The following is a 12,318-nucleotide window of genomic DNA, read 5'->3' as shown; positions in this document are numbered from 1 at the left end:
GCACCCGCCGCCACCCACCGGAACGTCCGCCGACCAGCGAGGAGCCCCCGCCGCGATGACCGCGACCCTGAACGCGACCGTCCCCGGTGCGACCGGGTCCGTGGACGTCGTCTGCCTCGGCGAGTCCATGGTCACGTTCCTGCCCGAGGGGGACGGCCGCCTCGCCGAGGTCACCTCCTTCGTCCGCGCCATCGGCGGCGCGGAGTCCAACGTCGCCTGCGCCCTGGCCGCGGCCGGGCACCGCGTCCGCTGGGTCGGCCGGGTCGGCGCGGACGGCTTCGGCGACCACCTGGTCTCGGCGATCTCGGCGTACGGGGTGGACACCTCCGCCGTCGCCCGGGACCCCGGGCGGCCGACCGGCATCTACTTCCGCACCGCCACCGACCGCGCGGCCGAGGACCACGAGGTCCTCTACTACCGCGCCGGGTCCGCCGCCTCGGCCATGTCGCCCGCGACCGTGGCCCGCGCCGACCTGTGGGCCGGCCGGGTGCTGCACGTCTCCGGCATCACCGCCGCCCTCTCGGGGGAGTGCCTGGCGCTGATGCGGGAGGTGACCGTCCGCCGCCCCGGCCGCCCGCTGGTCTCCTTCGACGTCAACCACCGGCCGGGCCTGTGGCGCGCCCCCGGCACCGACCCCGCCCCCGGCACCGACCCTGCCAGCGGCACCGCCGGTGCCCTCGCCACGGCCGGCGGCCACGGGGACGGACCGGGGGTGCTGCTGGACCTCGCGCGCGGCGCTGACGTGGTGTTCGCCGGCGAGGACGAGGCCGCCGAGGCGTGGGGGCTCACCGGTGCGGACGCGATCCGGGCCGCGCTGCCCGAGCCCGCCGTGCTGGTGGTCAAGCGGGGCGCGGCCGGGGCGGTCGCGTACACGGCCGGTGAGCCGGCGGGGGTCCTCGTCCCCGCGCCCGCCGTGGAGGTCGTCGCCGCCGTCGGTGCCGGTGACGCCTTCGCCGCCGGCTTCCTCTCCGGGACCCTGCGCGGGGTGCCGCTGCGCGAGCGGCTGCGCCTGGGCCACCTGTTCGCCGCCGCCGCCCTCACCGTCCCCGGCGACCTGGGCGCCCCGCCCGCGGGCCCGCTCGCGGACCGGCTCACCGCCCTCGACGACGACGCCTGGGGGAGACTGCACCTCGGCCCCGGCTGGACGGGCCAGGACCAGGAGGTACGCACGCCATGAGCCAGACCGTCGACCGGGCGCTCAGCATCCTGCCGCTGCTCGCCGAAGGGCCGGCCGACCTCGGGCAGGTCGCCGACCGGCTCGGCGTCCACAAGTCCACCGCCCTGCGGCTGCTGCGCACCCTGCACGAGCACGGCCTCGTCTACCGGCAGCAGGACCAGCGCTACCGGCTCGGCGCCCGGCTGATCGCGCTGGCCCAGGAGGCCGTGGAGAACCTCGACGTGCGGGAGGTCGCCCACCCCCACCTCGCCGCCCTCAACGAGCGGACCGGGCACACCGTGCACCTCGCCGTACGCGAGGAGAGCGAGGTCGTCTACATCGACAAGGTGGAGAGCCGCTACCCGGTGCGGATGTACTCCCGCATCGGCAGGCCCGTCGCCATCACCGTGGCCGCCGTGGCCAAGCTCCTCCTCGCCGACCTGCCCGAGACCGAGCGGCGCGCCTTCGCCGAGAAGCTCGACTACCCCATGTACACGGCCCGTTCGATCCCGCACGCCGCCGCCTTCCTCAAGGAGCTGGCCACCGTGCGCGAACAGGGCTGGGCCACCGATCTCGGCGGCCACGAGGAGTCCATCAACTGCGTCGCCGCCCCCGTGCGCGGCGCGGACGGCCGGGTCGTCGCCGCCATGTCGGTGTCCGCGCCGAACGTGGTCGTCACCGCCGAGGAACTCCTCGCCCTCCTCCCGCTGGTGCGCCGCACCGCCGACGCCATCAGCCGGGACTACTCCGGACACACCCCGCAGAAGGACGCACGCGTATGACCGAGCAGACCGCGCCCCACGGCAAGGCCGCCAAGACCGCCCTCACACCCCCCACCCACACCGCGCCGCCCGCGAAGTTCTCCCACGGCGTCCGCAAGGGGAACATCCTCCAGGTCGCCGGCCAGGTCGGCTTCCTGCCCGCCGTCGAGGGCCGGGCGCCCACCCCGGCCGGTCCGACCCTGCGCGAGCAGACCCTCCAGACCTTCGCCAACGTCGAGGCGATCCTCACCGAGGGCGGCGCGAGCTGGGACGACGTGATGATGATCCGCGTCTACCTCACCGACACGGCCCACTTCGCCGAGATGAACGAGATCTACAACGAGTACTTCAAGGACCTGACGGTCGCCCCGGCGGCCCGCACCACGGTCTACGTCGGCCTGCCCCCCGGCCTGCTCATCGAGATCGACGCCCTGGCGGTCCTGGGCTGATCCCGGACACACCGCACCCGGCGCGCCACGGCACGCCGCCGTGCCGCGCGCCGGCCCGGCCCGGGCCCCTTCGCCGCACCGGGGACCCGCCCCGCACCGCCCAACCCGGTGGTGCGGCCGGACGCACCGTGCCCCGCCCCTCGCGCGCACAGAGGGGCGGGGCACGCTGCGTCGCCCGGGGTCACCCGGTGCAGTACTGGCCCTCCTTGCCGATGGACCGGTACATGCAGTCGGAGTTCTCCAGGAGCTGGAGGACCGCGTCGCGGTTGCGGCTGGTCTCCCGCTCGATCACCTCGTCCGGCGGGTAGAAGCCGCCGCCGCCCCAGCCGGCCGGGTACATCTCGAACGTGTAGCCGAAGATCCGCTGGTCGCCCCAGAGCCAGTCGTCGATCGACCCGTCCGTGATGTACAGGTCGCTGGACTGCTCGGGCGTGTAGCCGTTGCTGGCCGCCATCTTGCGGCCGACCGCGGCGAAGGCGTCCCGGTCGTCCCTGGTCATCCCGGGGGCCGTGTCGCTGTAGGTGTAGCCGAACGGCCAGAGGATCAGCTCGCTGTAGGTGTGGAAGTCGATCCCGGTGCGGATCTGCTGCTTCCCGCCGACCACCCGGCTGCGCACGAAGTCGGCGACGACCTTCACCTCGGGCGCGGACTCGGGGGCCCGGCCGCGGTAGGTGTCCGAGCCGGGGGAGGACGAGGAGCCGCCGCAGCAGCCCCACTTGAAGGCCCAGTTGCGGTTGAGGTCGGTACCGATCGCCGTGGAGCCGGAGTTGGGCTGCCGGTTCTTGCGCCACGACCGGTAGGAGCCGGTGGCGATGTCGTACTCGCCGCCGTCCGGGTTGAGGTCCGGCACGATCCAGATCTCCCGGCTGTTCACCGCGTTGGTGATCCGGGAGTCGCTCCCGTAGTCCTCGCCGAACTCGCGCAGCAGATACAGCGCCATCTCGACGGTGAGGTGCTCGCGGGCGTGCTGGTGGTGGGTGAAGAGGACCTCGGGCTCGTTCTCGTCCGTCCCCACGTTGTCGCTGATCTTGATGGCGACGATGTCCCGGCCCTGGTGGCTCTTGCCGATGACCCGCTTGCTCATGATCGACGGGTACTGGGCGATCCGCTGGTCGATCTCCGCCGACATCTCGGCGTAGTTGTGGTAGCGGGAGTCGGCGGGCGGGAAGTCGAACGGCTCCACGTCCGCCGCCGCGCCGTGCCGCTGCGGCGGGCCGGGCAGGGCGGTGAGCCTGTGGCCGAGGGCGCGCAGCCGCTTGGCCTCGGCCGCGTCGGCGCTGACCACCAGGGTGTGGTCGTCGACCTCGTCGATGGACGCGCCGGTGGCGGCGACGGCGGTCCGGTCGGCGGGCGTCTCGGGCCCGTGGATGAGGTACTGCCGGGTCTGCTCGTCCGCCGCCGCCCCGGTCGCGCGGGCGCCTGCCGGGCGCTCGGCGGCGGGGCTCGCGTTGGCGGTGAGCGGGACGGCCACGGCGAGGGCGACGACGGCCGCGAGTGCGGCCGTGCGTTTCCCGAGGGTGCGACGTCTCATGGACTGCTCCTGAGGAGTGGGGGGTTGCGCGGGGATCGGACGGCCCCGGCGGACCGGCCGCGGACCCATCCTGAGGTCATGGCATGTCCCGGTCAATACCACTCCCGGCCAAGCCCGCGGCTCCGCGCCTGCACAGGTTCCGCCCCAGTCGATCACCGCAGGGCCTCTTGCGCGATCACCCGCGCCAGGCTTACGTGACCACGGTCACCTGGTGGGACGAGTGGGAACGAGAGGGAAGGCGACGGTGCGATGACAGACACCACCGAGGAGCAGCCGAAGGGGACCGACGCCGTCCCCCGGAAGTCCGCCTGGCGCTACATCGGCCCCGGCATCGTCGTCGCGGCCACGGGTGTCGGCGCCGGCGACCTCGTCGCGACCCTGATCGCCGGCAGCAAGTACGGCTACACCCTGATGTGGGCGGCGGTCATCGGCTGCGTCGTCAAGATCTCCCTCGCCGAGGCGGCCGGCCGCTGGCACCTGGCCACCGGTCGCACCCTGTTCGAGGGCTGGCGCTCCCTCGGACGGTGGACCACCGTCTACTTCGCCTTCTACGTCGTGGTCTGGGGATTCGTCTACGGGGCGACGGCCATGTCCTCCACCGCCCTGCCCGTCGTCGCCCTCTTCCCGGACGGCCCCGGGCTGAAGACCTGGGCGGTGGTCACGGGCCTGACCGGCCTGGCCTTCGTCTGGTTCAACCGGTACGCGGTCTTCGAGAAGGTCATGACCGTGCTCGTCGGCGTGATGTTCCTGGTCGTCGTCTATGTCGCGATCCGGGTCGGCCCCGACGTCGGCGCCTCCCTGGCCGGCCTCGCCCCCGTGCTGCCGGACGGCTCCCTGCTCTACACCCTGGGCCTGATCGGCGGCGTGGGCGGCACCATCACCATGGCCGCGTACGGCTACTGGGTGAACGCCAAGGGCTGGACCGACTCCGGCTGGATGAAGGTCATGCGCCTGGACAACCGGGTCGCCTACCTCACCACCGGCGTGTTCGTGGTCGCCATGCTCGTCGTGGGCGCGGAGCTGCTGCACTCCTCGCAGCTCGCCCTCACCAAGGGCGACCGGGGCCTGATCGACCTGGGAACCGTCCTGGAGGACCGCTACGGCACGGCGACCGCCAAGCTGTTCCTGGTCGGCTTCTTCGCGACCTCCTTCTCCTCCCTGATCGGCGTCTGGCACGGCGTGAGCCTGCTCTTCGCCGACTTCGTGGAGCGGCTGCGGCGCGACCGCGCGGGCGTCGTGGTGGAGGCGGGCACCACCGGGGAGGTCGCCGCGGGGGCGAAGGAGCGCTCGCCCGCGTTCCGCGCGTACCTGCTGTGGCTGACCTTCCCGCCGATCTCCCTGCTCTTCCTGGACGAGCCCTTCGGGCTGGTCGTGGCGTACGGGGTGCTGGGCGCGTTCTTCATGCCGTTCCTGGCGCTCACCCTGCTCTGGCTGCTCAACTCCTCGCGGACGCCCGCCCAGTGGCGAAACGGCATCGTCAGCAACACGATGCTGGCGGCGGCCGGGCTGCTGTTCGTGGTGCTGTGCGTGCAGCAGGTGCGCGAACTGCCCTGGTGAGGCTGTTTCCGCAAGCGCCGGGGCCGTGCACACCGGGGGAGCGGTGCGCACGGCCCCAGGGCCTGCCTTCGCCGTTCGGGACGCCGCTACGGCAGGTTGTGGACGTGCGGGCCGACCGCGTTGGACCAGGCGTTGCCCGCGGTCGCGTCCCAGTTGGTGGACCAGGTCATCGCGCCGCGCAGTGACGGGTACGTCTTCGACGGCTTGAACTGGCCGCAGTGGGTGCCGCGGGTCAGGCAGTCCAGCGCGTTGTTGACGATCGTCGGGGAGACGTAGCCGCTGCCCGCGCCCCGGGTGGAGGCGGGGACGCCCAGGCCCACCTGGGACGGGTCGAGGCCGCCCTCCAGCTGGATGCAGGCCAGGGCGGTGAGGAAGTCCACCGAGCCCTGCGAGTAGACCTTGTTGTCGCAGCCCATCATCGAACCGCTGTTGTAGTACTGCATGTTGACCACCGTGAGGATGTCCTTCACGGCCAGTGCCAGCTTGAAGTACTCCGTGTTGGTGTTCTGCATGTCGATGGTCTGCGGGGCCATCGTCAGGACCATCGAGGGGCCGGCCTTCGCGGAGAGCTGGCGCAGCGCCTTCGTCAGGTAGGTGGAGTTGATGCCGTGCTCCAGGTCGATGTCGACCCCGGTGAAGCCGTACTCCTGCATCAGGGCGTAGGCGCTGTCCGCGAAGGCGGTGGCGGCCGCGTCGCTGTTGATCAGGACGTTGCCCTTCTCGCCGCCGACCGAGATGATCACCGACTTGCCCGCGGCCTTCTTCGCGGCCACGTCGGACTTGAACTCGGCGACGGAGGAGTAGCCGAGGGCCGGGTCCAGGTTGAAGACGATCTGACCGGGCGTGGCCGTGGAGTCGGCGAAGGAGACCGCGATGATGTCGTACTGCGCCTGCACGTCCCGGAGCTTCTGCACGGTCGCGCCGTTGTCGAAGTTCTGCCAGTAGCCGGTCAGCGCGTGCTTCGGCACCGCCGGGTTGCCCGGGTTGGTGCCGCCCTTGCTGGTCCGGCCCGTCACGGCGGCCGACTTCGGGGACTCGCCCGCCGCGTTGGCGGCCGTCACCTGGAACTGGTACGCGGTGTCGGCGGCCAGCCCGGTGACGGTGGCGGAGGTGCCGCTCACCGACTGGACCTTCGTCCCGTCGCGGTAGACGTGGTACCCGGTGGCCCCGGTGACCGCGCCCCAGCTCAGGGCGACGGACGAGGAGGTCACCGTGCCGACGGAGGGTGCCGCCGGGGCGGCGGGCACGGTCGGCTCGGGGTCGGTGCCGCCTCCGCCGTCCGGGCCGAAGACGCTGACGTCGTCGACGTGGTACGCCTCGGTGCCGTACCAGCCGTGCGTGTAGAGGGTCACCGAGCTGGTGCTCGCGCCCGTGGTGAAGGTCGTGGACAGCTTGGTCCAGGCGCTGCCGCCGGGGGTCCAGGTGGACACGTCCTGGGTGCCGGTGCCGGTTGCGCCGAGGTAGGCGTAACCGCCCTGGACCCAGGCGCTGACGGTGTAGCTGGAGCCCGGCTTCACCTTCAGGGTCTGGGTGCAGCGGGCGTTGTCGTGCCCGGCGGGGGTCGCCCGGAGCGCGCCCGTCCCGGTGCGCACGGGGGAGGAGACGGCCGCGCCGCTGCCCCCGGAGCAGGACCAGTTGGCGAGCCCGGACTCGAACCCGGCGTTCTTGACGACGTTCACGTCGGCGGCCGAGGCGGGCCCGGCCGTGCCCATGAGAGCGAGCCCGGAGCCGAGGGCGAGCGCCAGTGCGGCGCCCAGCCCTTTCCGGGCGGGAGTGCTGCGGTCCACGTGCGTCCTCCGGTGGGGGAGTCGGGGAGGGAGGGCCGGGAGCCCGGGGCGTTCCGGGTCCCGGTGCGTGCGGCGGCCACCGTGGAGGTCCAAGTTGGTCCAGACCAATTTGCTTGTCAAGACCTCCGGCAGGAACCCGGCCCGGAGTACGGGACTCGACGCTCCGTCGCGGCAAGCCCGCGCGGTGGTACGGGAGTTCACCACTGACCGCTTCCTCCGGATTTCGTCCGGGCGCATCGGGTGAGGGACCGTGCACGGGGAGTCCGAAAGGTGTTCTCCGCCTCGGACGACGTGGCTAGAGTGCTGCTGCAGGAGCACGACAGGAGCACGATCAGGGCAGAGACGTCAGGCAGAAGGGCAGCCGCCTGGCCGGCGACCGGATCCGAACGGGGAAACGAGCGTGCAGACCGCCATCGCCGTGACCAGCGCCGACCTGGTGCTGCCGCCCACCGACCCGCACACCCCGACCGCCGCCCTGCTCCCCGCCCCCGCCGAACAGTCCCTGGACGCCGCCCTCGTCGACATGCAGCTCCTGCTCGAACAGCACGGCCATGTCGTCGCCCTCTACCCCGCCTCCCTTCCCGACGCCCACCAACGGCGGCTGCACACCGTCCGGTCCGTGCTGGAGAGCGACCGGATCGCCCTGCTGAAGCTCGCCCTGCCGCCCCTCGCGGTGGCCGTCCTGGTGCGCCAGCTGCGGCAGTTGTCGATCTGCGACTTCGGCCCCGGGGTCGTCGCCTGCGCCGCCCGGCTGCTCGCCCACTACGTCCACGCGGGGGCGGTGCTGCACTCGGTCGCCCGCCTGGACCGGGTACCGGTGAGCCTCACCTCGCACGCCCGCTCCTGGGTGCCCGGCTCCCAGTTCGCGGTCCTCGCCAACCCGGTGCCGCAGCTCATCCGGATCGGCGGCGGCGTCCGGGACGCGGGGGAGGCCGTGGGTCTGGAGGGGCCCCAGTTCGGACACCATCTGGTGGTCGCCCGGGGTCAGTCGCCGAGCGACTGGCCCACCGCCCGCCTCGCGCCCGCCTGGCAGTCGGCCGCCGTGCTGGAGGCCGCGCTGCCTGCGGAGTCCACACGCTGGTGGGCGACCGCGAAGCTCGTCGAGTTCGCCGCGTACCTCCCCGACATCGGCATGATCCACCAACTCGTCTCCTCGGTGCGGCGCGAGCGGTGCACCTGGTGCGGGCTGGAGATCATCGGCGACCGCTGCTGCTTCTGCGCCGCGCCGCTGCTGCCGGGCTCGGCGGGGCGGGACCGGCCGGTGCCGGGCCGGGAGCCCGCCGGCACCGGGGCCCGCGAGCTGTCCCCGGCGGCGGCCCGGGGGCTCCCCGGGCGGGCGCCCCGCACCCTGCCGGGGCGTGCGCCGCGCGCGCTGCCGCGGTCCGTGGACGGGGGCGGCTGACGGCCCGCCGCACCCCGGCCCGCCTGCCCGTCCCGCCCGCGTCCTGTCCCGCCCCGCCCACGAGACGACCCCCGCCCACGAGACGACCCCCGACCCCCCTGACCGCTCCCGCAACTCCCCTACGAGGTCGCTGCGCTCATGAACTCACGGCAACGCCGCGGTGTGATCCTGCTGCTCCTGTCCGTCCTCTGCGCGCTCGCCGCGTTCGCCGGCGTCCTGTCGGTGATCGGCGACGTGAACTCCAAGGTCGGGCCCGAGGTGACGGCCTACCGCGTCAAGTCCGAGGTCGCGCCCTACACGCGGCTGCGGGCCGACCAGTTCGAGCGGATATCGATGCCCGAGCGCTGGCTGTCCCCGAGCGCGGTCACCGACATCTCCGCCGTCGACGGCAAGATCGCCGTCACCGAACTGCGCGAGGGCTCCCTGCTCCAGAGCGACATGGTCGTCGACCGCCCCGCGCTGGAGGAGGGCGAGCAGGAGATCGCCATCATGATCGACGCGGCCACCGGGGTCGCGGGCAAGATCACCCCCGGCGACCGGGTCAACATCTTCGCCACCTTCGACGGCGAGCAACGCGGCTCCGGCGGTTCCGGCAGCCGGTCCGCCGCCGAGTCCCGGATCATCGTCCCCGGCGCCCGGGTCATCGACGTGGGCAGGCTGACCGCGCTGGAGCCCCGGGGCGACGACCGCGCCGGGGCCGCGAGCCAGGCGGTCCCCATCACCTTCGCCCTCGGCACCCAGGACGCCCAACGGGTGGCGTACGCCGAGTCCTTCGCCGTGCATGTGCGCCTCGCCCTGGTCGCGAAGGGCGGATCCGCCGAACTCGGGCCGGGCGAAGGCACGTACACCCTCGAAGAGGACAGGAACAGGTGAGGGCCGGATGACCGTACGCATCCTCCCGGCCGTCGGCGACCCCGACGCCGCCCGGACGGTCACCGCGCTGCTCGGCCGGCTGCCCGACGCCGACCCCGCCGCACCCGTCGCCGACTCGACCGCCCTCCTGGACACCCTTGCCCGGCTGGCCGCCGAGTCCCTGGACGAGCTGCCCGAGGTCGTCCTCGTCCATGAACGCATCGGGCCGGTCCCCGCACTGGAACTCGTCCGGGAGGTCGCGCTGCGCTTCCCCGGCGTCGGCGTCGTCCTGGTGGCCGCCGGCACCGGGCCGGGGCTCTACTCGGCCGCGATGGACGCCGGTGCCCGGGGGCTGGTCGCCCTGCCGCTCACCTACGACGAACTGGCCCAGCGGGTGCAGGCCGCGGCCTCGTGGTCGCTCGGGGTGCGGCGGCACCTCGGCCACGCGGGCGTCGCGCCCGCCGGGCCCGGCGGGCGGGTGGTCACCGTCTCCGGCGCCAAGGGCGGGGTGGGCACCACCGTCACCGCCGTGCAGCTGGCCCTCGCCGCCCGGGCCTCCGGTCTGACCACCGCCCTGGTCGACATGGACCTCCAGTCCGGGGACGTCGGCTCCTACCTGGACGTGCAGTTCCGCCGGTCCGTCGTCGACCTCGCCGGGATCCAGGACATCTCCCCCCGGGTTCTCCAGGACGCCGTCTTCGCCCATGACAGCGGCCTCGGACTCCTCCTCGCGCCCGGCGAGGGCGAACGCGGCGAGGAGGTCGACGAGCGTGCCGTCCGCCAGATCCTCGGCGCGCTGCGCGGGCGGTACGAGGTGGTCGTCGTGGACTGCGGGACCCAGGTCACCGGCGCGAACGCGGCGGTCGTGGAGAGCGCCGACACCTCGGTCCTCGTCACCACGCCCGATGTGGTCGCCGTCCGGGCCGCCAAGCGCATGATCCGGCTCTGGGACCGGCTCCAGATCCGCAAGCCGGAGGAGATCACCACCGTGGTCAACCGGCATGTGCGCAGCACCGAGATCCAGCCCGCCCTGGTCGCCCGGATCACCGGCACCCGGGTCGCCCGCGCGGCCGTGCCCGCCAACTTCAAGGAACTCCACGCGGTCGTGGACGCCGGCCGGCTCCAGGACCTGGAGGCCAAGTCCTCGGTGAAGCAGGCCCTCTGGTCCCTGGCGGGCGAACTGGGCATCGTGAAGGGGACGACGGAGGAGCAGACCGGCGAACGCATAGGCCGGGCCGCCGCCGCGACGACCGTCCTGCGCCGCCGCCGGGCGATCGGCGGGGCGAAGGGGGAGGGCTGAACCATGCGCGAGGCGAGCGCACGGCGGACACCGGCGGGCCGGAGGCGCACCCCCGCCCGGGGGGCCGGCGCGCGCCTGCGGCGCGCCGGCGGCGCCCCCGCGGCCCGGGATCGCGCCACCGGCCCGCGGGGCGCGGACGGGAGCGGCCCCGCCGGCCCCGCCGGTCCCGCGGGAGGCGCCGGGTCCGGAACGCCCCGCACGGGCGAGGCGCTCGACGGCCGCCGCACCGCACCGGCGGTGGCAGCCGGGCGTGATCCGGGTGGTGCCCTCGCGGGCGGGCCCCCACAGGGCCGCCGGGGCGGCGGCGCCTGGGTGCGCCCGCCCGGGTGGCGGCGGGGCGGCGACCGGGGGCAGGTGGCCGTCGAGTTCGTCGGGATGCTGCCCGCGATCGCGGTCACCTGCGTACTGCTGTGGCAGGCCGCCCTCCTCGGCTACACCTATGTCCTCGCGGGGAACGCGGCGGACGAGGCCGCCCGGCAGGGCGCGGTGGGTGAGGGCGGGGCCGGGCGCTGCCAGGCGGCGGCGCTGGAGGACCTGGACACGTGGCGGCAGGGCGCGGATGTCGCCTGCGGCAGCGCGGGCGGCGGGATGTACCGGGCGACGGTGACACTGCGGGTGCCGGTGCTCTTCCCGGGCTTCGCCCCGTTCCCCTTCGAGGCGAGTTCCCGCGCGGCGACGGTGGAGGAACGATGACGGGCCCCGCCGCGCACCGGACGCCGCCCCCGGACCGGGCCCGCCCCGGACACCGGACGCCGCCCCCGTGCCCGCCTCGCCCCGTCGTCCGTACGCCCCCGGTTCCGGTCGGTCCCGTCGTCCGTACGCCCCCGGTTCCGGTCGGTCCCGTCGTCCGTACGCCCCCGGTTCCGGTCGGTCCCGTCCTCCGCACGGCCCCGGTTCCGGTCGGTCCCGCCCTCCGTACGCCCCCGGTCCCGGTCGGTCCCGTCCTCCGCACGCCCCCGGTTCCGGTCGGTCCCGTCCTCCGCACGGCCCCGGTTCCGGTTCCGGTCCGTCCCGCCCTCCGCACCCCCGAGGAGCCGCCTCGCGACGCCCGCGCCGCCCACCGGTGGCGGCGCCCCCACCGGTGGCACCGCGCCCTCCGGTACCGCCCCGCCCGTGCGGCCGCTCGCCGCGACCTGGGGCAGGTCGCCCTAGAGTTCGCCGGGTTCCTGCCGATCCTGATGATCCTCGCCCTCGCCGCCCTCCAGCTCGGCGTCGGCGCGTACACCGCCCTCCAGGCCGGCACCGCGGCCCGCGCCGCCGCCCGTGCCGACAGCGACGACGACCCGGCCACCACCGGCGGCCAGGCCGCCCGCGCCGCCGTCTCCGGCTGGCTCGCCGACGACCTCGTCCACAGTGGCGGCCCCGGCGGACGGGAGGCCACCGCCACCGTCCGCATCCGCATCCCGTCCGTGATCCCGTTCGTCGACTGGGGCCACGCCGAACGGAGTTCCACCATGCCCGCCGACTGACCCCCGGCCGACTGACCGCCCGGTCGGCCGACACGGCCCCGCCGCCCGTCCGTC

11 protein-coding genes are annotated in these 12,318 nt (G+C 74.2%); 9 read left to right on the top strand and 2 right to left on the bottom strand.

Annotated features, from left to right (window positions below; genetic code table 11):
- The first annotated feature begins 55 nt into the window (after positions 1 to 55).
- Genes C593_RS0102555 through C593_RS0102545 form a run of 3 tightly spaced genes read left to right on the top strand, consistent with a single transcriptional unit; the run spans position 56 to position 2,366 of the window.
- The gene (locus C593_RS0102555; RefSeq protein ID WP_018845744.1) at positions 56 to 1,177 is read left to right on the top strand and encodes a sugar kinase; all 1,122 of its coding nucleotides are present in this window, start codon (positions 56 to 58) and stop codon (positions 1,175 to 1,177) included.
- Positions 1,174 to 1,938, top strand: a complete 765-nt coding sequence (locus tag C593_RS0102550) for an IclR family transcriptional regulator (protein ID WP_018845743.1) — start codon at positions 1,174 to 1,176, stop codon at positions 1,936 to 1,938. Before C593_RS0102555 ends, C593_RS0102550 begins: the two co-directional genes overlap by 4 nt.
- Positions 1,935 to 2,366 carry a RidA family protein gene (locus C593_RS0102545; RefSeq protein WP_018845742.1) on the top strand — a complete coding sequence of 144 codons (432 nt, stop codon included), beginning with the start codon at positions 1,935 to 1,937 and terminating at the stop codon, positions 2,364 to 2,366. Before C593_RS0102550 ends, C593_RS0102545 begins: the two co-directional genes overlap by 4 nt.
- Positions 2,367 to 2,547: 181 nt before the next feature.
- Here C593_RS0102545 and C593_RS0102540 read toward each other — a convergent pair whose 3' ends face one another.
- Positions 2,548 to 3,897, bottom strand: a complete 1,350-nt coding sequence (locus tag C593_RS0102540) for a M14 family metallopeptidase (protein WP_018845741.1) — start codon at positions 3,895 to 3,897, stop codon at positions 2,548 to 2,550.
- Positions 3,898 to 4,146: 249 nt separating this feature from the next.
- On the opposite strand from C593_RS0102540, the gene C593_RS0102535 reads away from it, so the two are divergent.
- Complete coding sequence (locus C593_RS0102535) at positions 4,147 to 5,454, top strand: Nramp family divalent metal transporter (protein ID WP_018845740.1); 1,308 nt, start codon at positions 4,147 to 4,149, stop codon at positions 5,452 to 5,454.
- Positions 5,455 to 5,540: 86 nt separating this feature from the next.
- On the opposite strand, the gene C593_RS0102530 is transcribed toward C593_RS0102535, so the two are convergent.
- Positions 5,541 to 7,241 (bottom strand): glycoside hydrolase family 18 protein, encoded by a 1,701-nt coding sequence (locus C593_RS0102530; protein ID WP_018845739.1) that lies wholly within the window; start codon positions 7,239 to 7,241, stop codon positions 5,541 to 5,543.
- 400 nt (positions 7,242 to 7,641) lie between these two features.
- Here C593_RS0102530 and C593_RS28645 point away from each other — a divergent pair, with 400 nt between their 5' ends.
- The 5 genes from C593_RS28645 to C593_RS31210 all read left to right on the top strand — a co-directional run bounded on the left by C593_RS28645 (position 7,642) and on the right by C593_RS31210 (position 12,264).
- Positions 7,642 to 8,643 (top strand): hypothetical protein, encoded by a 1,002-nt coding sequence (locus tag C593_RS28645; RefSeq protein ID WP_018845738.1) that lies wholly within the window; start codon positions 7,642 to 7,644, stop codon positions 8,641 to 8,643.
- A gap of 138 nt (positions 8,644 to 8,781) precedes the next feature.
- Entirely contained in the window at positions 8,782 to 9,516 is a 735-nt protein-coding gene (gene cpaB, locus C593_RS0102520; protein ID WP_026277285.1) for a Flp pilus assembly protein CpaB, read from the top strand.
- Positions 9,517 to 9,523: 7 nt separating this feature from the next.
- A complete protein-coding gene (locus tag C593_RS0102515; protein WP_018845736.1) occupies positions 9,524 to 10,795 on the top strand; it encodes a P-loop NTPase in 1,272 nt (423 codons plus the stop codon).
- Positions 10,796 to 11,032: 237 nt separating this feature from the next.
- A complete protein-coding gene (locus tag C593_RS0102510) occupies positions 11,033 to 11,488 on the top strand; it encodes a TadE family protein (RefSeq protein ID WP_486591065.1) in 456 nt (151 codons plus the stop codon).
- The gene (locus tag C593_RS31210; RefSeq protein ID WP_018845734.1) at positions 11,485 to 12,264 is read left to right on the top strand and encodes a TadE family protein; all 780 of its coding nucleotides are present in this window, start codon (positions 11,485 to 11,487) and stop codon (positions 12,262 to 12,264) included. Before C593_RS0102510 ends, C593_RS31210 begins: the two co-directional genes overlap by 4 nt.
- The last annotated feature ends 54 nt before the right edge of the window (positions 12,265 to 12,318 follow it).

It is taken from the genome of Streptomyces sp. CNT372 (genome assembly GCF_000377145.1).
The sequence above is the reverse complement of the archived record's forward strand: the minus strand, read 5'-3'. Positions and strand labels throughout refer to the sequence as shown.